Here is a 22,477-nt window from a genome sequence, read left to right as displayed (position 1 = left end):
GAGACGAAACAATGATCGGAATACTAGCAGGAATGGGACCAAAATCAACTGGGCCATTCGTCGATACAGTTGTAGCAAAGTGCCAAACAATATACGGAGCAAAGCATGATATGGACTTTCCTCATATGATGATTTACTCGTGCCCAACACCTTTTTACATGGATCGCCCTATTAATCACGAAGCGATGAAAAAAGCGATTATTGAAGGAGCACAAAAACTTGAAAGTACTGGCGTAAGCTTTATCGCTATGCCGTGCAATACGGCGCATCTTTATTTTGAAGAATTACAGCGTTCGCTTTCTATCCCGATTTTAAATATAGTCGATGAGACGTTAAAAACAATTCCTGAAAATACAAAAAGAGTTGCTCTTCTCGCAACAGAAGCAACTGTTCAAGCTGGGATTTACCAAGATGGGATTGCAAAACGTAATATAGAGTACATTCATCATGAAAAATGGCAGGAAATGATTAATCAAATTATTACTTGGATTAAATCTGGAGAGAGTGAAGAAGCTCGCGAATTGTGGAATGCGCTCGTTTTACAGTTGGAAGATGAAGTAGATACTGCAATTATCGCATGTACCGATTTGAATGTAGTGGCAAATGAGGATTTTGTTGATTCCTCTCAATGTCTTGCTGAAGCGGTTGTTGAAATGTATTTATCAAATAAGTAGAAACATTTATAAACGTTGAAAACCCTAAAAACTTTTAACTTTCTTCACAATTCTTTCAAAGTAATCACACTTAATCTCGCTATATTAAATAAGTAGTTATTCATATAGGGAAGGTTAGGGGAACTGAAAGTATGAAAGTAAATCGTTCGCTTCATTACATTTTTTGGCGTTGGCATTTTTATGCTGGACTTTTTATTACGCCGCTTCTTATTACGTTGTCACTGAGCGGAATTGGGTATTTATTTCGGGAGGAAGTTGAAGATTTCATCTATAAAGATTTATATTTTGGAAAGAGTGCTCAAACAGAATCTATTTCGATGTCTGATTCTATTTCCTTAACAGAGAAAAAATATCCACATTATAGCGTGGCGAAAATTAGTGAGTTTAATGGGGATTATAATACAAGACTTACAATTGCAAATGAGTATACTGGGCAACAAAAATATGTGTATTTAGATAGTAATAATCAAATTGTTGGGGATCAAAACGCAAGTGAAACGTTTGCCAATATAATGAGGGAATTACATAGTTCTCTTTTAGTTGGTGGCACTGTCGTCAACTATACTGTAGAACTTGCAGCATGCTGGACAATCTTTTTAATCGTAACCGGATTGTACATGAGTATACGCCAATTTAAAAACACACCATCATCCAATAAGCGAGAAAAAGCAAAAAGACGTCATTCTATTATCGGTATTATATTTACAATTCCTCTCTTTCTGCTAATCGCATCTGGATTGCCATGGTCAGGATTTATGGGGAACCAAATTTATAAAATTGCATCTTCTAATGAATCACTCGGATATCCAAAATTGTACATGGCACCGCCTGAATCAAAGGTAAAAGAATTGCCGTGGGCAACAAGAAAAGAAGCTCCTCCTGAATCGAATTCAAATGAACCGAAAGCAATTTCTGTCGATGAATTACAAAAAGGAATTGAAATAAAGAAGCCATATGTTATTTCACTACCAGCTGATCCGAAAGGTGTATTCACTGTTTCGAAATCGAGCGGTTCTGGTATTACAGGGATGCATGTTGCACCAAATGAAGAGATAACAGCTTACTTTGACCAATATAGCGGGGAGCTCATTTCAAAAACGGACTATCGTGATTATGGATTACTTGCACAATGGTTCACTTACGGTATCCCGCTTCATGAAGGACATTTATTCGGATGGCCAAATAAAATATTATGCTTACTAACGACATTATCTCTACTACTTCTCATTTATTACGGAATAAAAATGTGGTTAGCAAGAAAGCCGAAAGGAAAATTAGCAGCACCTCCAAAGCAAAGAGATAAGAAAAGTATATTCGTTTTCTTTATCATGATGGTTATATTAGGCGCTGTCATGCCTTTATTCGGACTATCTGTTTTAGTTATTTTTGCAATTGAACTTCTTATATATGTATTTTCAAAAATACGATCATAATAAAAAGCATTTGTACTCTCGTGTACAAATGCTTTTTTATTTACTATTTTCTTTTTTTTCTACCACTTATTAAAAAGACAATATCTACTATAATAATTGCGCCAATTATTACTTGTGGCACGTAATCCATCACAGTAGGACCACTTGGTCTATTCATCATCATATACATTCCAGTTACAAATGAAATGGAAAGTAGCACAAGTAATGTTACTTCAATATTGTCATATAGCTTTTGAAACAATGGCTTCATTTCCACCACCTTTACCATATTATAACAAAGAAAACCACTCTACATGAGTGGTTTTCTTCATCACTGCGCCATTTTCTTTCGGTACATCTTCCCGTTCCAATAGAAGAATCGTGAAGTGAGGCCTCCGTACTTTACAATGCGCCGTGCCATTTTGTGCATATTCTTTTGTGCTGATACTTTTTGATCTGATAAATAAATACCAAGTAACCCTCGGCTTATAAGGCGATGAAACTTCGCATGAGGCAAATCACCAATGCTCTTCTCTGCTTCTTCTACAAAGTGTTTCATACGATCTAATATAGCTTGCTCGTTTTCATAATAACTACAGAAATTCAAATCCCCGCCTATGCGGTCTTCTTCTTGATCAATGAAATAATCAAGTAAGATATGAAGTCCTTGTACGTAAGGAAAGTATCCTTGTCTAATTTTCGCAATATCTTCATCATGTAACTCATCATGAAATGCATATGCTACAAGGCAGAAGATTCCAAGTGTAGAACCGGCACATGCTGAAAATTCAAACCAGCTCATCTCAGGTAAGTTTTCTTTATGTGCTTCAAACCAATTTTTCAGGCGCGGTTCTCTTTCTTCTAACTTCACGTGTTTATGAATTTGTAAATCACAATAATAACAAGCAAGTTCATGAAGAACAGGAGCAATTTTGTCATAGTGCTTCGTTTTCTTTAAAACATCTTGGCACGTTTCAACAAGTTCATCTAAATAACCACCATCATCTTGATCATCACGGTAACGATAATAATTACCGCCACCTTCCACTTCAGGTGATAGTGCCATTAACATTGATTCATGTAGCGCGGCAAAATCATTCGGATCAAGTGATGTACTGCGATCACATAAATTATCTAAATAGTCACTGATTGTTTGATACGCTACGATAAAACGAATACATTCCTCTCGGTGTTCATTTGCTAGCAGCGATAAAATGCCACCACCCTCACAATGAAACGTTTTATGCTCAATACTTGCGATTGCCTGACTATGAAGCTCATCATTCGGAATATGGTAGGCACGCTCTTTCCACATCGCTAGCTCATGGTGTACAACCGGAAACACATCACGGTATACTTTCGCCATGAGCGTTATGGGATTACTCGGTACGTTCACTTCTTCCTTCATCTCCTCTATTAAATGTACAAATAATGATTTATTTGTTTGTTTTTACTATATTATTGACATGCATTTCAGTAAATGACTGAATATAACTCAAAATTTCATCACGCTCATACTCATTTAATAACTCGTGATAACAATTCGGCCATTCTTTAAAAGCCTTATCACTTATTTTAACATTATCAAACCAAGTGCGGACACGTGTTTTATCTACAAGTTTATCCTCACAAGCTTGCATTAGCAAGAGCGGAACATCTGGAAAATCATCTATTTTTTTATGAGCAATTTCGATAGACTTAATCAATTCACTATACCAACGTACTGATACTTTGCGCAAGAACAAAGAATCATTCTCCATTGCATCTCTCACTTCATGGTTACGTGTTGACATTTCCACCGTAAGATTCGTTGCAAATTGCAATTTTGGAGCCACAACATTTAATATTTTTGAAGCAAATTGAAGCGGAGCAGAGGGTCCAGTCACTACCCCTAAACAAGGCGAACTCAAAATAATACCCTCGACATCTTCTCTCTTCGTTTCTTGCATCATACGAATGACAATAAGACCACCCATACTATGACCGAATAGAAAAATAGGTAATCTATACTTTCTTGCTTCTTTCACCCATAATTTAACTTCCTCTATGTATTCATCAAATGAATCAATATGTCCTCTATTTCTTGAAGTCGTTCCATGTGACGGAAGGTCCCCCATCACGACGTGGTAGCCGATATGATTCCACATTTCCGCAACGGCTTCGTAACGTCCGTGATATTCCATTGCGCCGTGCACAATAACAATGACAGCTTTCGCTTCCTCTGCTTCATAATTCCACATACGGACCTCCTCCATTTCACTCTTTCTCATAATTTGATACACTAAAACTAGTCTCTAGGAAAGGAAGACTTTACATGATATATCCTTACAAAGAAAAAAATCCGAAAATTGCGAGTAGTGCTTTTATCGCTGACTATGTTACGATTACAGGCGATGTTTCCGTTGGAGAAGAATCAAGTATTTGGTTTAATACGGTAATCCGTGGTGATGTGTCACCAACAATCATTGGAGACCGAGTAAATGTACAAGACCAATGTACCCTCCACCAAAGCCCTCAGTATCCTCTTATTTTAGAAGATGATGTTACAGTTGGACATCAAGTTATTTTACATAGCTGTCATATTAAAAAGGATGCTTTAATTGGAATGGGATCCATTATATTAGATGGTGCTGAAATTGGCGAAGGAGCTTTTATCGGCGCTGGAAGCCTCGTTTCACAAGGAAAGAAAATTCCACCAAACACGTTAGCTTTCGGTCGCCCCGCAAAAGTCATTCGTGAATTAACAGAAGAAGACCGTAAAGATATGGAGCGTATTCGTACGCAGTATGTTGAAAAAGGTCAATATTATAAATCACTACAAAAATGATTTTACTGCTGCCATAATACTGGCAGCTTTTTTTATATAAAAACTAACTTTTTCTTTACAAAACATTATTACTCCCTCAACAAAATCTTATTAAAATAAAAGCTAATATCTCCATATATATGTAAACGAGGGAGGAGAATTTTCATGAAGGTCAGTGGATTATATAAAATAGAATGTTACATTTTTAAAGGAATTAATCGCTACTTTGATCAAAAAACATTAAATATCTTTTTCAGCAATATTACCCATATCGGTGGTGCTACTTTCTCCATTGCACTTACACTTTTCTTTTTAATTTTTGCAAAAGGGACTTTACACCAAGCGGCAATCGCTGTTGCTATTTCTTTAGCAATTAGCCATATTCCTGTACAAATATTAAAAAGGTGGTATCCACGAAAACGTCCGTATTTAACAATTCAGGATGCGAAATATCCAGTCCATCCATTAAAAGACCACTCTTTCCCGTCTGGTCATACAACAGCCGTTTTCTCTGTCTTCATTCCATTTATTTGCTATAATCCAAGCTTACTTGCTTTCCTATTACCGTTAGCATTATGCGTCGGTATTTCTCGTATTTATTTAGGGCTTCACTATCCGTCAGATGTATTCGTCGGCATGTGCCTTGGCACTTGCTCTGGCATCATCTCTTTTTATCAATTCATCCCACTTTTCACATAAAGGAGTGATATGATGAGAGTCGCCATTTTTACCGATACTTTTACGCCACAAGTTAACGGGGTTACGAAAACGTTAGAACGATTAACAAGTTACTTTCAGAAAGAACAGATCGCCTATTCTGTTTTCGCCCCTCAACATACAGCTGAAGATAATTTCGTGGCTAATGTGAACAAGATGAGAAGTATCCCGTTAACAATATTATATCCAGAATGTCGCTTTTCTTTTCCTACTCCGCGTATTAAACGGGAACTTCATTCCTTTAAACCTGACATTATTCACATTGCCACACCTTTCAACATGGGACTTTGTGGACTGTATTACGCAAAAAAATTAAACATCCCAGTTGTCGGTTCTTATCATACTGATTTCGATGCGTATTTACGCTATTACAAAATTGAATTTCTCTCCAATATGCTTTGGAACTATTTAAAATGGTTTCATAGTCATATGCAAAAAAATTTCGTTCCCTCCCCTGAAACATTACATCAATTAAAAAATAAAGGCTTTCAGGCCCTCTCCATTTGGGGACGTGGTGTAGATTGCACACTCTTTCATCCAGCTTACAATACAGACCTATTCCGAAAAAAATATAATATTACAGCGAAGTATGTTCTTTCCTATGTAGGACGAATTGCTCCTGAAAAAGATATTGATACGTTGCAAAACCTTATCGTTAAAACATCGCATACTCGAAACGACATTCATTGGCTCATCGCAGGAGACGGCCCTCTAGCAACAAATTTGCGTGAAGCTGTTCCGCAAACAAATGTCACTTTTACTGGCTATTTACAAGGCGGGGATTTAGCTGAAGCATATGCTTGTTCTAACATAATGGTATTTCCATCAGCTACTGAAACATTCGGAAATGTCGTACTTGAATCACTCGCATGTGGCACACCTGTTATTGGTGCAAATAGTGGCGGGGTTAAAAATATTATTACAGATGGAAAAACGGGAATTCTTTGTCCCCCTAAAAATGTGGATGCATTTCTATCATCCATTTATTCTTTATTGCAAAATGAAGAAAAACTTGAGCAAATGGGAATAGCAGCTTCATCTTTTGCGAAATCAAAAAGCTGGGATGAGATCTTTCGCGGCTTACTTAACCAGTATGAAGAAGTCCTTCAGCATACCGCATCAGAGTTACTTGCTTGAACAGAAAAACTCCCTTCAAAAACGAAGGGAGTTTATTACACACTTGTAAATTTTAGTTGAATGAATGATACATAAGGTGAAATGTCATTTATTTCCACATTCATTATATCAAAAATAAACATAACTAAACAGACTTGTAATAAAAACCCATAAAAATTAATATATGGTTATACAGTATTTTAACTGTATAATGATTTTAAGAATTCCCCTTAAAATCAACTTACTCACATACCTTTATACAGCAATTGTTCCCCAATTCTGTATATCAAAAAAACCTTTCATTCATTTGAAAGGTCTTTTTGAGCCTGCCCATATTCTTCTTTCGTATTTACATTTATAAACCAACCCGCATTCACTTGTACATCTTCTCCAGAAACATACTTCACATTACATTGTGATAAAAGCTGCCCCATACTTCTTTTTTCTTCCTGAAGTAAAGCATAAATCTTTTCTTTCACGCGGTTATGATACGCCGCAAGTAGCGGTTGTTTTCTTCCATTAATAATAGGTACAACCGCATCATATTCATTGTTCGTTTGCTCCAGTAAAATGGTAAACCATTCATGCGAAACATTTGGCGCATCGCAAGGCATAATAGCATACCAATCTGCTTCTATGTATTCCATTCCTGATACAATACCGGCAAGCGGCCCATTTCCCTTATAGTGCGGAATATCTTCTATAACAGGAACTTGTACGAATTGCTCTACTCGCTCTTTTATATCAGAATGACTGATGACTACAACTTCTTGGAGCACACTCGTCATCTCTTTCAAAATATGCTCAATAAAAGTACTATCTTGCCAGCTCGCTAACGCTTTTGGCTCACCAAATCTACTCGACATACCGCCCGCTAATACAATTCCAGCCCACTTACTCATTGGCGATGCAGCTCAAATGTAATATGGCCTAATTCCGGTAAAATTAATTTATTCATCGCAAGACGAACCGCTCCGCTCGACCCTGGCATCGAGAAAACTACTTTGCGTCCAATTGTACCGCCAATTGCTCTACTTAACATTGCGCTGCTTCCGATATCTTCTAAATAACTAATCATGCGGAACAGCTCACCAAACCCGACAATCTCTTTATCTAATAGAGCTGACACTGCTTCGATTGTTACATCACGCTTCGTAATACCAGTACCGCCATTTGTTAATACAACATCTACATCTTCCCTATGATAACCAGCTAACACTGCTTGCTGAATACTTTCTTTATCATCTTTTACAATTTCATAAGAGGTTACTATATGGCCCGCTTCTTTTAACAATTCATGTAATAGTTGTCCGCTCTTATCCGTTTCTTCCGTACGTGTATCGGAAATCGTAACAATCTTGCAACGCACTTCTTTTGGAGCTTGTTTTTTATGTTCAGTTACACTCATTTTTTATCTTTCCTTTCTTAAAAACTTTTCTTCATTTTATCATACATATCTTTACACAATTATGTATGAAGCCAATCATGCGCCATGATACAATATAAGTATACTAACCCACAAAAAGGAAAGTGCACTTTCTTATACTCCTAGACTACACATCTTTAGCTACTCTTTATATTTTCTACATAATAGAATTCAATTTTAAAACTTGTACTAAAAAATAAATTGGAGGTCTACATAGTATGGAACTTTATAAAAAATTAACAACAACATTCATCCTCTTATTCATCGCTTCAATCACTGTCGGCTTTTCCTTAAAAGGTGCAATTCCATACGCTACATTAGTAAGCATTATATTCGCGACACTATTTTTACTAAGCAGTGCCTTTTGCGCAGGTAAAGCACGTCAAATGAAAGGTTGATTGCATATCTTCCAGAAGAAACCCACCCTTTGTAAATCATGTAAAAAGGAAATACAAACGTATGAAAAGGCATGACTAATACGAAAAAGTATATTGAGCTAGAAGGCGAAGTATATTGCAAATCATGCATTCAAATTGTAAGTAAAACGAAATAAAAAAAGCTTTGCGCTCACCGCGCAAAGCTTTTTTTCATATATTATAGACCAGCTTGCTCTTTTAAAGCTGCAGCTTTGTCTGTACGTTCCCATGAAAGATCTACATCAGTACGTCCGAAGTGGCCGTAAGCTGCTGTTTGTTTGTAAATTGGGCGACGTAAGTCTAGCATTTTAATAATACCAGCTGGGCGAAGATCGAAGTTGTTACGAACTAGTTCTACTAGTACGTCTTCAGATACTTTACCTGTGCCGAATGTATCAACTGAAATTGATACTGGTTGTGCTACACCGATTGCGTATGCAAGTTGTACTTCTGCTTTGTCAGCAAGACCAGCTGCTACGATGTTTTTCGCAACATAACGAGCTGCATACGCTGCAGAACGGTCAACTTTTGTTGCATCTTTACCAGAGAATGCACCGCCGCCATGGCGAGCGTATCCACCGTAAGTATCAACGATGATTTTACGTCCTGTTAAACCAGCATCACCTTGTGGTCCACCAATTACGAAGCGGCCAGTTGGATTAATGAAGAATTTCGTTTCTCCATCCATTAATTCTGCTGGTACTACAGCTTTAATTACGTGCTCTTTTAAGTCGCGATCGATTTCTTCCCATGTAACATCTGGGTGATGTTGTGTAGAAATTACGATAGTATCAACACGTACTGGTTTACCATTTTCATCATACTCAACTGTAACTTGCGTTTTTCCATCTGGACGTAAGTATGATAATGTATCATCTTTACGTACTTCAGTTAAACGGCGAGCTAATTTGTGAGCAAGCGAGATTGGAAGTGGCATTAACTCTTGTGTTTCATTACATGCGAAACCAAACATTAAACCTTGGTCTCCTGCACCAATTGCCTCAATCTCAGCGTCAGTCATTTGACCTTCGCGTGCTTCTAACGCTTGGTCAACACCCATAGCGATGTCAGCAGACTGCTCATCGATAGATGTTAAAACAGCACAAGTTTCTGCATCGAATCCGTATTTTGCGCGTGTGTAACCAATGCCTTGAATTGTTTCACGAACGATTTTTGGAATATCTACGTAAGTAGAAGTCGTAATTTCCCCCGCTACCAATACTAAACCAGTTGTTACAGTTGTTTCACAAGCTACACGTGCATTTGCGTCTTTTGATAAGATCGCATCTAAAATTGAATCAGAAATTTGGTCACAAATTTTATCTGGATGTCCTTCAGTTACAGACTCAGATGTGAACAGATGACGTTTTTTTGTCATGTGGTAAACCTCCCTACAGTAATTGTATATATTGTACGGAACTCATCCTTAATTTGCCACAAACTGCGACATACATTTATTCTCCCACACAAGCATACAGAAAAACCTTTCCTACTTTACATAGAGGAAAGGTTTAATTTGCTACTTGCATACTGCTTTTTGCCCTTCGCTCTTATCGTTCGAGACCTGTAGCCTCGCACAGGTTTTAGCACCTATTCACCTGCATTTATCAATACAAGTGAGGTTGCTGGGCTTCATCGGGCCTGTCCCTCCGCCAGCTCGGGATAAGAGAGTATCCGTCCCAACCTATACTAAAGAAATGATATTCATTTGTCAATTAATATTCACATTTTCCTGAAAGTTTTTCTCAATACGCCTGAAATGAAATATTAATAGGGAAATAATGCATTCACACAAACAAAAAGAAATAAATAGTATACATTATTTATATAATTGTGTTATACTCTTGTTGGGGATTACGAGAAATATTTCATTAAATGAAAAGGATGGTATATAAATATGAGTACTGTGAATGTCCAAATTGGTTTACACGAATTATTGAACGGAAGCAATGCACAGATTCAACTAAGTGTTCCGCAATTAGTGGAAAAAGTATTAATGCGAAATGAAGGGAAATTAACTTCGACTGGTGCCGTTTCTGCTTCAACTGGAAAATATACAGGACGTTCTCCTAAAGATAAATTTATTGTGAAAGAAGCATCGGTTGCTGACAAAATTGCTTGGGGAGCTGTGAACCAACCGATTTCTGAAGAACATTTTAATAAATTATATACTAAAGTTTTAGAATACTTAAAAGAAAAAGAAGAGTTATTCGTCTTCAAAGGATTTGCAGGCGCTGACCGCAATTACCGCCTACCAATTCAAGTTATTAACGAATATGCATGGCACAATTTATTTGTACATCAATTATTCATTCGTCCAACTGAAGAAGAATTAACAACTCATGAATCAGAGTTCACAATTGTTTCTGCACCGAATTTCAAAGCTGATCCAGCTGTTGACGGTACAAACTCTGAGGCATTCATTATGGTTTCATTCGAAAAACGTATCGTACTAATTGGTGGTACAGAATACGCTGGAGAAATGAAAAAATCAATCTTCTCTATTATGAACTTCTTATTACCTGAACAAGATATCCTTTCTATGCATTGCTCTGCAAACGTAGGTGAAGAAGGCGACGTAGCACTATTCTTCGGTTTATCTGGAACAGGTAAAACAACATTATCTGCTGATCCAAACCGTAAATTAATCGGTGATGATGAGCACGGTTGGTCTGATAACGGTGTATTCAATATTGAAGGCGGTTGCTATGCAAAATGTGTAAACCTTTCTCACGAGAAAGAACCACAAATTTTCGATGCAATCAAATTTGGATCTGTTTTAGAAAACGTTATCATTAATGACCAAACGCGTATCGCCGACTACAACGATACTACTTTAACAGAAAATACTCGTGCTGCATACCCTATGCATGCGATCGACAATATCGTACTGCCAAGTGTTGCTGGACACCCAAATACAATTATTTTCTTAACTGCTGATGCATCTGGCGTATTGCCTCCAATCAGTAAGTTATCAAAAGAGCAAGCTATGTATCATTTCTTAAGTGGTTACACTAGTAAACTAGCAGGAACAGAGCGCGGCGTTACATCTCCGCAAGCTACATTCTCAACTTGCTTCGGTTCACCATTCTTACCACTTGATGCATCTCGCTACGCTGAAATGCTTGGTGAAAAAATCGAGAAACACGATGCGAAAGTATTCCTAGTAAACACTGGCTGGACTGGCGGCGAGTACGGAGTTGGTAAACGTATGAACTTAGGTTATACTCGTGCAATGATTCAAGCAGCATTAAGCGGCGAACTTGCAAAAACTGAAACAGCTAAACATGACATCTTCGGTCTTGAAGTTCCACTTCACGTACCAGGTGTACCTGACGAAGTGTTAATGCCTGAACAAACTTGGGCTGATAAAGCTGCTTACAAAGCAAAAGCAATCGAGCTTGCAAATGAATTCAAAGAGAACTTCAAAAAGTTCGAAAGCGTTTCTGAAGATATCATTAACTTAGGCGGTCCAATCGCTTAAATTAAAACTTTCTGTTGGAATAACCCTTTACTCATATGAATAAGTGTCGTGTAACCGTAAAGTTTCGCGTACTCACCGACAAAACCCAATGCGGCTTAACGGTTACACACACTTACATAAAAAAGAAGCTTACGTGAAAACGTAAGCTTCTTTCTATATCTTATATAAAGTGAAATGCTAATCTCTTCATCTGTGACCTAGATTATAAAATTACAGCTTCGAATATATACATTATATCCCTACTCGCTACATCTCTCGGGTTTCACATCGTATGGGGTTAAAAAAGGCCCTGACCGCTTCTATTCGTGGCTGGATCATCTATTCCATCTAAAAAGAAGTCTTTTATCTTTTTATCTCTTTTAGCTCTTTGTTAGTTCTTTCTCATCTTTCATGCTATAGTATCCTAAATTCACAACGATTAAGAAATAACCACCCATAATCCCTACTGCAAATGCCCACATAACCATGTGGTGCTCAATTTCGTACATAATAATAGCACCCAAAATGGCAGCTGCAAAACGGTTAAACATACCGAGTGTCGGTGCTTTCGTCTTCTTTACAATACTATCTCCAAGCTTCTCAATTCTTCTCCCTAGAAGCCAAACGCAATACATACTTACAATAAGCCCAATTCCAGCGCCTAAAAAGTGTGCTGAAAACGGTGTTAACATCCAACCTAGTAACAAAATACCTAGTATATAATACGATTGGATTTTAAATGATCTTAGTGACATACTAATCATGCTGTACCTCTCTTCATTCGTTCTTATCTATCCAACAAAAAATTTCTTTTAAATTCATATTCCTTACATCCATTTCACTCAAATTAAAAACAACATAAACAGTATGTTTATGTTGTTTAAATGTTTTTAGAAAATAATATTATACAAGATTTCAAACATTATATTCTCATATTTTGTGACGGTTTTTCAAACTTTTTCGTCCATTTATGAAAAAAATGATATCAATCTATGAACATACGGATATGATGTAATAAGTACACAAATAAAGGGGGCGTCTAATGATTTATTTTTTAATGGCTCTCATTCACCTCATTATCCCTGCACTTATCGGACTTTCATTGTATTGGTACACGAAAAACCATAGCATTTTTTACGCTGTCCTCGGTGTTCTTCTTCCAGGTATTATTCTTATTACACTCTTCCGTATTCCATTTTTAAACTTAATCCCACTTATTACTGCTATCTTATTTCTCATCTTCTTACCAAAAATAAAAAAATAGGAAAGCAGATCATAGGTGATCTGTTTTCCTATTTTGATATAGGTTCCCCTGCAATAGAATGAACTTTTACTTTCTCCGATTTCACAAACCATAGACCGACAAAAATGATAATTCCACCGATGATCTGTTGAAACGATACATATTCATTTGCCCAGACAGCTGCAAATAAAACAGCTACAAGCGGCGTTATATACATATATACCATCGTATGTGACGCCCCAATTTTTTGAACACCAACATACCACATTACTAGACCAAATACTGTTACTAAGAAAATAGAATATAGTAAAGCGAATAGTGTCATTCCGTGAGTAATGTGAAATGGCATGACAAACACATGCGGACCACTTAACAATAATAGCGGAATCGCACCCACTAATGCAGACCATGCTGTAACACGTAATGCTGAATATTTTTTAATTAATGGTCCTGCTAAAACAGGATAAAGCCCCCAGCATATTGATGTAATAAGTCCAATTCCATTGCCATAAAAAGAACTAGTAAGTGAATGTCCTGCTACTAAAACTAATGCTGCACCAACAAAAGCAATCATAGAACCGATTAACTTTCGAGAAGAAAAATTTTCTTGTTTCAGAAAAATCGCAAATACAGTTGTAAAAATAGGTGAAATAGAAATGAGTAAAGAGGCATTTGTAGCGGATGTATATTTGACAGTTTCCATAAATAACGTTTGATACAGTACAATACCTACAACGCTAACGATGATTAGTCTAGGTATATCCTTTCGCTCCATATAAACCGACTTTTCAATAAAAAAGGTAAGAAGTAACAGGAGCGGTGCCGCCGCCATCATACGAAGTGCAGTAAATTCAATTGCTGTAAATTCTAAAAATCCATACTTTGCAATCGTATAGTTAATCCCCCAAATAATAACAACACTTAAAATTAATAACTCAATTCCCCATCTTCTCATGCGTATCCCCTCCGCAAAGAAGATTATACAGAAAATTCAATCACATGTACATTTCATTATGTGAAAAAACCTTTTTACTATTGGGACGTTTTGGTAAATGAAATTATATCGGCGATTTTCTGAATATATCGGTGCAACTCCATTTATATCAGCGATTTTTTCAATATATCGACAATAATAGCGACTTATAAAATAAAAAAATGTGAGTCCAAAATACATTTTGGACTCACATTTCCTTTACTATACTCGAACGTGTAATTTCATATTTGGATTATAAAACTGGCTTGGGCTCTTCAACTGAAAAGTTCCTCCACCTTCATGCCAATCAACCGTTAACTTATCGTCCATAAATACAAGCTTTGTACGATCAGCGATAAAATTCATTGCGCTTGATTCAATATCCACATCGCGCTCATCTTTCTCTGCTACAGCTACTAAATCGATGATTCCGCTCATAACACAACCGCAACCCTCATTATCGTAAAATAACTTTATATATTTCGCTTCACTTGGAATCGTATCCATAATCTTTTTATATGCTGCTTCTGTTACAGTAACGTACATATGTTAATCTTCATCCTCTCTTCTCTTATCATTCATATATTGTATCACCATTTTTCTTAAAAGTTATATACAGAAAATTAAGACTAATATACAATGTATGTGATAAAGTTTCAGCAATCGAGCTTTTATGAGTAGTTCATGCAGGAGAAAGGATGTTTACTATCTGTGTTCAAACTACAACGCTATCCTATGTTATTAGGTCTATTTAGTATTTTCTTCATTTCTAGCGGAATGCTATTACAGCATGTACTTCCCTATTCTCCTTCTATTAGCTGGATTCTAGGTTTTATTTGTTTCCTATCCGCTTCTTATTTTGCTACGAAGAATATAAACAACTCATAAAGCAAGAATCATCTTAAGGAGGATTATTAAACATGCCAGCCTTAAAAAAAATAGAGCAATCACTCGATCACTTATTTCAAATTGAAAAATACGGAAAAGATAGCGCCTTTAGTCGATTTATCCCAGCCGTATATGATCCTATCAAATTTCCTTGGCAACAATTTTTCGAAGCAAATTTTGTAGATTTATTTAACGGCCTTATGATGCACGGATCTGAAAATGTAAACAAAGTATTTTTAGCTGTATTCCCTACAGATGACGTTCTTGAAACATTCATTTCACAATCCACACCCGGTGATTTACTCTTTATGCACCATCCCCTTGTAATGGAGTGCGGTGATCCAATTGGAAGATCAGGCCGCGGTTTCATACCAATTCCTGAAAAATATTTGCAAGGAATAAAAGAAAAACAACTTTCTATATATACATGTCACGTACCAATGGATTTTCATCAAACACATGGAACGAGTATTTCAATTGCAAAAGCATTAAACGCTACTGTAGCGGACGACTTTGCATATGGAGGTCCAGAACAAGAACCAGTTGGCCTTATTTGTGAAATAGATGAAACATCAACAGAAGCACTCCAAAAACATCTAAAACAACTCTTCCAGATTCCTTACACAGACTTCGAAGGTAAACGACATGATTCCATCAAAAAAATCGCAATTATCGCTGGATGTGGCGATGTTGTATCTTTAATGAAGGAAGCAGAAGAAAAAGGTGCTGAAGCATATATTACAGGAGAAATCCATTGCCATATCGACAATGATTACGGCCGACATAAATACTCTCTCATTATGGATTATGTAAAAGAAACGAATATGTCTCTAATTGGGGTATCACACTCTGCCTCTGAATATTTAGTGAAAGAGACATTGATGTATGATTGGTTTAAAGAGAATTTTGATGTGGATGTTATTTTGCTTCCGCAGGAGAAATGGTGGCTCTAACACTATCATTTTTTAATTTATATACACAATACAACCGACCACAGAAAAATAGATAAATGAGAAAGCACATGTACCTACGTAAATGCTTTCGTTGTGCCGAAAAATGAACCTACTGGTAGCACCGACTTTACTGGTGCTACCAGTATTACAGCTGGAAACCTATTTTTGTGAGAGGATACAACCGCTCTTTATATTCATACTGCAAGTGCTGTATATTCTGTTTTTCTAATTACTAACATATAGCAATTCATTTCATAAAAAAAAGACCCGAGATTCGGGTCAACAAATAGAAATATAAATGAACTACAACAAATAACAGACAAAGCCATTATATATTTTTCGTAGTAAAACATCCATTAATTTCTTTTTACACTATCAATATATTATTTTTCGTTATCGTCCTCTTTTTTAGAACGTCTACCTAAGAAGAATACAAGAACTAATAATATAATTAACAGTAGTACTCCGCCGATAATGTAATATAGTGTGTAGTCTTTTTTCGCTTCTACTGCTGTATCATTTAACTTATCAGCTGTCTTTCCTTCAATTGTAAATTTCTTCGTCCATTCCCATTTTTGATCGCCATCAGTGGCTTTCACTTCTACTCGGTACGTTCCTGGATCAAATGCTTTGTTTTCCCAGCTAATAGCGTAATCAAAGTTTGAGTTTGGCGCCATTCTTAAATTTTCTTTTTTCGCTTCAAATAAAATGTCTGTACCTTTTTCTTTATATACCTTTGCATCAACACTTAAATTTTTTAACATTGCTGGCTTTACGTTTTGTAAATTTGCAGTAACAACGTTACGCCCGTTAATTTGTGTTGGCTTTACTTCGTTTAATTTCATGTCTGGTTTTACTTCAGTATCTGTCTCTTTTAAAACAACACCAATTGCGTATGCATATTTATTTTCAATTTGCACACCTTCATCTTTTTTCTTTGCATTCTCATCTTCTTTTTCTTTAAAGTATAAACCACCTAAAATAACACCATCAAACGACTCATTTGGCATTTCTAGGTTTATATCAACTGTCACTATGCTGTTAGCTGGGACTTTCGTTTCTTTTGGCATTTTAGCAATTTTAGAAAACGGATATTTCAAAGTAGAATCCGTTTTTGGTTCTACTGTACTATAATCTGTAATACCATTGCTATTCGTAATTGCTGTATTAGCAAACGATTCTACCACAACTTCTTTATTCGTATCATTTTTCATTTGGACTTGAATTGTTTGCTTTTGTCCAGGTTGCATTTTCAAATCAAAATACGTTTGATTTTTATCAATTTGATTTTCTGGTATAACTGCTGTCACAGCGAATTTCATTTCAGCTGCATATACTGAAAAAGCGTTTACCATGAAGAATGTAATTAATAGTAAGCTAGTAAATAGTTTTTTTACCATCTCTTATGTAATCCCCTTCATATCCATTTTATAGACAAGAAAGAGACAAGGTTAAAGCCATTCCCTTATCTCTTCTCATTTTCCTCTTTTATCTTAAAATTCCTCTTACTTACATAGGAGCGTCTGTTAGTTCCCAAGTTAGTGAAGTTGTGTATTGTGTTTGTTCTTTTTTCGTTTTACCTGGTACAGATAACTCTACGCTTTGTTTCGCTTCTGTTGCATCTTTACCAAACGTATTTACCCATGTACCCATACCTTGGTTTTCTTTTGCATCGATTAAATCAGATGCTGCACCACTTGGATTTAATGTGATAGATTGTTCTGCTGTTGGTGCGTCGCTACCTGCATTTGATTTCAAAGCTGAATTTTTTAATGTTAATGCTGCGCCATCCAACGCTTTATCATCTGCAGTTTTGAATTGACCATTTTGTTTTACTGTTAAATGCCATCCAGCATTTGTACCACGATTATCTGTTACTTGAACGTAGTTCGGCACGTCAATTACAGAACCGTCTACTTTTTTCTTTACTTTATCTAATTCTGCAAAGTAGATTTCGTTATTCCCTGATGCTTTTTGTGTTTTAAAGTTGAAGTTAGATACATAATCAATACTTAGTGGACCATCTGTACCTTTTTTATCTGGATCAACTGGATCTACAGTTTCATCTGGATTCTCTGGATTAACAACATCAATTTTATCTGTATTTTTCTCGAATTTAATGAATGCTTTTGAGTCTAATTTCCTGCCATCTTTCTCAGCTGCAAATGCAGACGTCCCTACTGATACTGATGATAATGTTACCGCTCCAATTAATGCTATTTTTGCTAGTTTCATAGTTTTATACCCCTTTATGGTGATTTTTAAAATTCAGTCATTCTTAATTTTCAATCTTGTATAAGCTTAGTTTGGTGTATCTTCTAAAGTCCAAGTTAACTCAGCTGAATATTTCGCACCTTTTTCTTTCGCTGTCGTACCTGGTACGAATAAGCTCACACTCTTTTTACCTTGTTCTGTTCCTTTACCGAATGCAGTCGTCCAATCACCCATACCTTTATTCTTTGCGGCAGTAGTAATTTCCACCGCATCTCCACCTGGAGCTAGCGTTACTTTATTTTTAAATGTTGTAGGTGCATATTGTGCATCAGTTACAGAATTTACAGCTGGGTTACTTAAGCTTAAAGCTGCATTTGTTAACTCACTATTACCACTTTTAAATTGTGCATTTTGCTTTACTTTCAATTTCCATCCTGCATTTGTACCACGGTTATCTGTTACAGATACGAAGTTAGGTACTTCAACTGTTTTGCTCCCTTGTTTCACTTTATCCAATTTTGCAAAGTACGTTTGATCATTACCAGAGATAACTTGCTCGCCGAAGTGTAAGTTAGAAACGTAGTTAATACTTAATGGACCTTTTGTTCCTATTTCATGGTCACCAGGGTTCTCTGGTGTAACTTTTTCATTTGGATTTTCTGGATTATTTGGATCTGTTGTGCTTGTATCTTCAATAAACGTTACATCTGTTTTTGATTTCATATTTGCTTTCTCTTCCGCAAATGCTGCAGTTCCTACTGCTGCAACTGATGTTAATGATACTGCACCGATTAATGCTAATTTTGCTAGTTTCATATGTACCTTCCCCTTTTCTCTGTTTTCATCTATTTTTTATTTTGAATACACTTGCTTTCCCCTAATTCTTTTGAATACATATAGAGATAAAACAATCGAAAACAATCCTATATATTGTTTGAAGTCCCGTGTCTGGCCTCCTGTTTTGGGTAAATATTTATCTCCATTTTTATTTTTATCAACTGTCTCTTTTTTTGTATTTATCTTTGTCGGATCAGTTGATGTATTTGGTGTATAGCTATTCGAAAATGTAATACCCGCTTTTGAATTCGTACTTGTAGCCGTTACTACATTTGCCATAAGAAACGGCACACATATAACTGTGGAAACGATAATACCAACTATTTTTTTCATTACTCTCTCCTTTCTAAAATTTATATATTTCATATATTTTTAGAGAGGAGCATCGGTTAATGTCCATTCTAGCTGTCCAGCATATTTAGTATTTGCTTTGACATTCGGCCCTGGTTTTACTTGTAAATGAATTCCTTCGTTTTCCTTCCAATTTAGTGAAACCTCCTCGTCGTTTTTAGAAATATACGAGAATGCTTCTATACTAGAGGTACTTAAAGGTGTATCCTTTCCATTTCGTTTGTAAATCAATGCTCCTGTCAATGTGTCATTTTGCGCTGAAGTTAATGGTGTGATTTCCTTTACATATACACTCCATTTTTGCTTTTTAACACGATCATCGGTTACCTTTAAAGGATTTGAAATCGTCTTCGGTGCGTATGTCGTTGTTTTCGATGGAATTGTTAAATCTCCAAATGTAATTTCTTTTGGTACGTCTATTAACTTTAAAGTCCCATCAACGACAGTAACCGGCACTTGAATCTCCGCTTGTACACCTTGCTTCGTTTCAATTACAACCGTTACAGTATGATTCCCTATTGTTTTGGTATCTGGAATATTGATTAACTTCACTACTGATATTGGTTTATCTACATCCAAATTCGTATCTACAGATAAATCTGTCACAAATTTAGAAATATCCATTTTTGTTAAATCTGTTCCTTGCACTACTTTTTGTGGGACTGGTTTCCCAGTTGGAATACCTTTATACCTTATTTTTGCGATTCCATCTCGATTACTATCTTGTCCATTCTTATCGCCATCTAAATAATTTTTAGCTGACACCGGTATTTCAAGATAACCATCTTTGTAATATTTCATTACATTAGCACCTTTTACAGGAGAACCTGTAATTGTCATTTCATAAATTTTCCCGTTGAATTCTTCTGTTTTTAGCGCATTTACTTTCGCAACCGCAGTGACTTTATTGTTTGTCCTGCTAATATCAAAGAAGCTACTTACATCATCTCCACTCTCCACATCTTGAATGGAAACATCATTCACAGTAAAATCCTTATTCACTTCACTTTCTAATACAAAAGATTTCGCATAGTGAATCTCTTTCGATTGAGCAGGCATATTTTGATATACCTTATAAGAAAGTTGACGGGAATTATCTTCCACAATATCTCCTATTACACTTGGAGCTGGAATTTCAATTTGTGCAATCGCTAATTGGTCGTATGATACATTAACACCTGAAGCATTTAATCTAACTTCTAGCGGTAATTCTGTTAAATTATCAAATGTAATTGTCATATCTGCTTCTGGAGTAGCTACTGGACCTGCTGTTCCAGAAAACTCGATTTTATTATTCCCTTTGTCTTGATACCTAATTGAACTCGTATCATACACGTATAAATTCGTTAAATGACTACCATCATTACGTAACGTTACATTTTTATAACTATTTATCCTTTTGAAATTCCACATTGCCGTTAATGGTACTTTTTTACTTGTTCCGTGTTCATAAAATTCAAAGGAAGCATTATAAGTTTGTCCTGACCTTCCGTTCCCATATAATTGTAAAAAGTTTTTTGCATCACCTTTAGTTATTGGTGTTTTAACATCTACAGATGAAGCTGTCATAGAGTGAATATTAATACGGACATCAATCCATTTCCCTTGATATTCACCAGCTTTTTTTACTAATACGTACTGTTCTCTATTTGAATTTCTAAATGTATATTGACTTTGACCAGTTCTGTCATTGCTACTACCCTTTACCTCATATGTTACTTGTGGGCTCCAAACAAATCTAAAAGCATATTTACCCGAGATAGAAGGCCCTTCACCTGTTCTATTATTTATTACCTTTACATTTGGATATTTAAGAATACTTGTAACAGGACTAGCAGCTAGTAGAGATTGGCTCTTTAATACCTTCTCAGCTTGAATAGCAGGTAATTCCTGATTATTTTCGTTTATCCTATTGCTCTCTTTTAATTCATTTTCCTTTGGTACGAGTTCTTCATTAACCTTTTCTTTCGCTAAAGTCTTCGTTTCTTTTGGAACTTCAGCATTAGTAGAATTTATTTCTTGTTTTTTATTTTCTTCCGATACTTTCACTTTTTCACTTATTTCTTTTTTCATAACTTCCTCTGAAGCCTTTGGATTTTCATCAGAAATGGCTACATTTAAAGCCTCTTTTTTCTCTACAACATGTAGAGAAGGAGATTCAATTTTCTTTTCATTCCCTTCAAACTTCACTATCGGTTCAAATTTGTACTCTCCAGCTTTTTTCATTTGAATGACTACATATACGTCACCGATAAAATTACTTTGTTCATTCTTTTCAATTTTTACAATGTGATCTTCTGTTACTGAAATGTTTTGAATCGCTTTATTGTTTTCGTTCATTTTTTTCGTTTCTGCTTCATTGAACAGCTGTTCATTAGATAATTTCAGCTCGATATTAGCATCTTGTTTATTTGTATTTGTAATCTTTAATACTACATTTTCATCAACTTTTATTTCTTCTTTATCCATATGAACGATAAAACGTCCTTGCTCGTCGTTTGTAACCGCATAAACTTTCGTTGCAGAGTAATCTAGCACACCAACTTGCGTAAATAATATTCCTCCAGCGAGAAGTATACGCCCAAATTTACCTATTTGATTTTGCAATGTACTTCCCTCCCTCACTTCTTATGAACCGAATATTTCGAACATTAAATTTATTATTCAGCTAAATTTACAATCATAATGTGTATTCCTAGAAAATAAAAAGCCTGGTTGCCTTTTCGATTTTCATACATCACAACATGTGTGAAAATCCAAACTGCAACCAGACTATCATAGTAATTTTCATTACCTTAGACTCTTAGCTTTGCGACCTATCCTTTCGAACAGTGTGCCCATTTATTTTTTCTTTTTGAGACAATAAAAAATCTGGTTGCCTCTTCGATTTTCATACATACAACTATGTGTAAAAATCCAAACTGCAACCAGACTATCATAGTAATTTTCATTACCTTAGACTCTTAGCTTTGCGACCTATCCTTTCGA

The 22,477-nt window shown here is 35.9% G+C and carries 22 protein-coding genes, 1 pseudogene and 3 riboswitches; of the genes and pseudogenes, 9 read left to right on the top strand and 14 right to left on the bottom strand.

Annotation, left to right across the window (positions count from 1 at the left end; translation table 11 throughout):
- Positions 1-11: 11 nt before the first annotated feature.
- Entirely contained in the window at positions 12-674 is a 663-nt protein-coding gene (locus tag MRP26_RS22130; protein ID WP_197242851.1) for an aspartate/glutamate racemase family protein, read from the top strand.
- Between the two features lie 131 nt (positions 675-805).
- Positions 806-2,107: a PepSY-associated TM helix domain-containing protein gene (locus MRP26_RS22125; RefSeq protein ID WP_097822725.1), complete on the top strand. Its 1,302-nt coding sequence runs from the start codon at positions 806-808 to the stop codon at positions 2,105-2,107.
- 36 nt (positions 2,108-2,143) lie between these two features.
- On the opposite strand, the pseudogene MRP26_RS22120 reads toward MRP26_RS22125, so the two are convergent.
- The 3 genes and pseudogenes from MRP26_RS22120 to MRP26_RS22110 all read right to left on the bottom strand — a co-directional run bounded on the left by MRP26_RS22120 (position 2,144) and on the right by MRP26_RS22110 (position 4,326).
- Positions 2,144-2,357, bottom strand: a pseudogene (locus tag MRP26_RS22120) (hypothetical protein).
- Between the two features lie 60 nt (positions 2,358-2,417).
- Entirely contained in the window at positions 2,418-3,482 is a 1,065-nt protein-coding gene (locus MRP26_RS22115) for a tetraprenyl-beta-curcumene synthase family protein (protein WP_053563513.1), read from the bottom strand.
- A 40-nt stretch (positions 3,483-3,522) separates the two neighbouring features.
- On the bottom strand, positions 3,523-4,326 hold the full coding sequence (locus MRP26_RS22110) for an alpha/beta hydrolase (protein WP_000267421.1): 804 nt from the start codon (positions 4,324-4,326) through the stop codon (positions 3,523-3,525).
- Positions 4,327-4,400: 74 nt separating this feature from the next.
- Between MRP26_RS22110 and MRP26_RS22105 the strand changes: the two genes are divergently transcribed.
- The 3 genes from MRP26_RS22105 (at position 4,401) to MRP26_RS22095 (ending at position 6,746) form a co-directional block, all read left to right on the top strand.
- The gene (locus MRP26_RS22105) at positions 4,401-4,913 is read left to right on the top strand and encodes a gamma carbonic anhydrase (RefSeq protein WP_000640208.1); all 513 of its coding nucleotides are present in this window, start codon (positions 4,401-4,403) and stop codon (positions 4,911-4,913) included.
- 144 nt (positions 4,914-5,057) lie between these two features.
- Positions 5,058-5,591: a phosphatase PAP2 family protein gene (locus tag MRP26_RS22100; protein ID WP_078400709.1), complete on the top strand. Its 534-nt coding sequence runs from the start codon at positions 5,058-5,060 to the stop codon at positions 5,589-5,591.
- Between the two features lie 12 nt (positions 5,592-5,603).
- The gene (locus tag MRP26_RS22095; RefSeq protein ID WP_078400710.1) at positions 5,604-6,746 is read left to right on the top strand and encodes a glycosyltransferase family 4 protein; all 1,143 of its coding nucleotides are present in this window, start codon (positions 5,604-5,606) and stop codon (positions 6,744-6,746) included.
- A gap of 278 nt (positions 6,747-7,024) precedes the next feature.
- Here MRP26_RS22095 and MRP26_RS22090 read toward each other — a convergent pair whose 3' ends face one another.
- On the bottom strand, positions 7,025-7,627 hold the full coding sequence (locus MRP26_RS22090) for a molybdenum cofactor guanylyltransferase (RefSeq protein ID WP_078400711.1): 603 nt from the start codon (positions 7,625-7,627) through the stop codon (positions 7,025-7,027).
- On the bottom strand, positions 7,624-8,133 hold the full coding sequence (locus MRP26_RS22085) for a MogA/MoaB family molybdenum cofactor biosynthesis protein (protein ID WP_078400712.1): 510 nt from the start codon (positions 8,131-8,133) through the stop codon (positions 7,624-7,626). The genes MRP26_RS22090 and MRP26_RS22085 overlap by 4 nt, the downstream gene beginning before the upstream one ends.
- A 236-nt stretch (positions 8,134-8,369) precedes the next feature.
- On the opposite strand from MRP26_RS22085, the gene MRP26_RS22080 reads away from it, so the two are divergent.
- On the top strand, positions 8,370-8,549 hold the full coding sequence (locus MRP26_RS22080) for a hypothetical protein (RefSeq protein WP_000424797.1): 180 nt from the start codon (positions 8,370-8,372) through the stop codon (positions 8,547-8,549).
- Positions 8,550-8,745: 196 nt separating this feature from the next.
- Here the strand turns inward: MRP26_RS22080 and metK are convergent, their stop codons facing one another.
- Entirely contained in the window at positions 8,746-9,945 is a 1,200-nt protein-coding gene (gene metK, locus MRP26_RS22075) for a methionine adenosyltransferase (protein WP_000163117.1), read from the bottom strand.
- Between the two features lie 169 nt (positions 9,946-10,114).
- Positions 10,115-10,236: riboswitch (SAM riboswitch) on the bottom strand.
- A 228-nt stretch (positions 10,237-10,464) separates the two neighbouring features.
- Between metK and pckA the strand changes: the two genes are divergently transcribed.
- Positions 10,465-12,051, top strand: a complete 1,587-nt coding sequence (pckA, locus tag MRP26_RS22070; protein WP_053563510.1) for a phosphoenolpyruvate carboxykinase (ATP) — start codon at positions 10,465-10,467, stop codon at positions 12,049-12,051.
- A gap of 359 nt (positions 12,052-12,410) precedes the next feature.
- Here pckA and MRP26_RS22065 read toward each other — a convergent pair whose 3' ends face one another.
- Positions 12,411-12,794 (bottom strand): ATP synthase subunit I, encoded by a 384-nt coding sequence (locus MRP26_RS22065; protein ID WP_000624926.1) that lies wholly within the window; start codon positions 12,792-12,794, stop codon positions 12,411-12,413.
- 278 nt (positions 12,795-13,072) lie between these two features.
- On the opposite strand from MRP26_RS22065, the gene MRP26_RS22060 reads away from it, so the two are divergent.
- The gene (locus MRP26_RS22060) at positions 13,073-13,294 is read left to right on the top strand and encodes a hypothetical protein (RefSeq protein ID WP_000639042.1); all 222 of its coding nucleotides are present in this window, start codon (positions 13,073-13,075) and stop codon (positions 13,292-13,294) included.
- Between the two features lie 28 nt (positions 13,295-13,322).
- Here the strand turns inward: MRP26_RS22060 and MRP26_RS22055 are convergent, their stop codons facing one another.
- Together MRP26_RS22055 and MRP26_RS22050 are read right to left on the bottom strand one after the other, a co-directional pair.
- Positions 13,323-14,228 carry a DMT family transporter gene (locus MRP26_RS22055; protein ID WP_197242857.1) on the bottom strand — a complete coding sequence of 302 codons (906 nt, stop codon included), beginning with the start codon at positions 14,226-14,228 and terminating at the stop codon, positions 13,323-13,325.
- Between the two features lie 240 nt (positions 14,229-14,468).
- Positions 14,469-14,792 carry an iron-sulfur cluster biosynthesis family protein gene (locus tag MRP26_RS22050; protein WP_197242858.1) on the bottom strand — a complete coding sequence of 108 codons (324 nt, stop codon included), beginning with the start codon at positions 14,790-14,792 and terminating at the stop codon, positions 14,469-14,471.
- A 374-nt stretch (positions 14,793-15,166) separates the two neighbouring features.
- Between MRP26_RS22050 and MRP26_RS22045 the strand changes: the two genes are divergently transcribed.
- Complete coding sequence (locus MRP26_RS22045; protein ID WP_242806966.1) at positions 15,167-16,087, top strand: Nif3-like dinuclear metal center hexameric protein; 921 nt, start codon at positions 15,167-15,169, stop codon at positions 16,085-16,087.
- A gap of 383 nt (positions 16,088-16,470) precedes the next feature.
- Here MRP26_RS22045 and MRP26_RS22040 read toward each other — a convergent pair whose 3' ends face one another.
- The 5 genes from MRP26_RS22040 to MRP26_RS22020 form a co-directional block, all read right to left on the bottom strand.
- Positions 16,471-17,487: a WxLIP family cell surface protein gene (locus tag MRP26_RS22040; RefSeq protein ID WP_089171870.1), complete on the bottom strand. Its 1,017-nt coding sequence runs from the start codon at positions 17,485-17,487 to the stop codon at positions 16,471-16,473.
- Positions 17,488-17,596: 109 nt separating this feature from the next.
- Positions 17,597-18,322, bottom strand: coding sequence for a WxL domain-containing protein (locus MRP26_RS22035; protein WP_197242859.1), 726 nt, complete (start codon positions 18,320-18,322; stop codon positions 17,597-17,599).
- A 66-nt stretch (positions 18,323-18,388) separates the two neighbouring features.
- Positions 18,389-19,117, bottom strand: coding sequence for a WxL domain-containing protein (locus tag MRP26_RS22030; protein ID WP_089171871.1), 729 nt, complete (start codon positions 19,115-19,117; stop codon positions 18,389-18,391).
- A gap of 36 nt (positions 19,118-19,153) precedes the next feature.
- Positions 19,154-19,471 carry an EF2685/EF0750 family sortase-dependent surface protein gene (locus MRP26_RS22025; RefSeq protein WP_000724871.1) on the bottom strand — a complete coding sequence of 106 codons (318 nt, stop codon included), beginning with the start codon at positions 19,469-19,471 and terminating at the stop codon, positions 19,154-19,156.
- 39 nt (positions 19,472-19,510) lie between these two features.
- Positions 19,511-22,096 (bottom strand): WxL domain-containing protein, encoded by a 2,586-nt coding sequence (locus MRP26_RS22020; RefSeq protein ID WP_197242861.1) that lies wholly within the window; start codon positions 22,094-22,096, stop codon positions 19,511-19,513.
- A 152-nt stretch (positions 22,097-22,248) separates the two neighbouring features.
- Positions 22,249-22,337: riboswitch (cyclic di-GMP riboswitch) on the bottom strand.
- A gap of 71 nt (positions 22,338-22,408) precedes the next feature.
- Positions 22,409-22,477: riboswitch (cyclic di-GMP riboswitch) on the bottom strand. This riboswitch is flagged as partial in the annotation.

This window comes from Bacillus sp. CCB-MMP212 (assembly GCF_022748145.1).
GTDB classification, from domain to species: domain Bacteria; phylum Bacillota; class Bacilli; order Bacillales; family Bacillaceae_G; genus Bacillus_A; species Bacillus_A cereus.
This window is presented reverse-complemented; position numbering and strand designations above follow the sequence as displayed.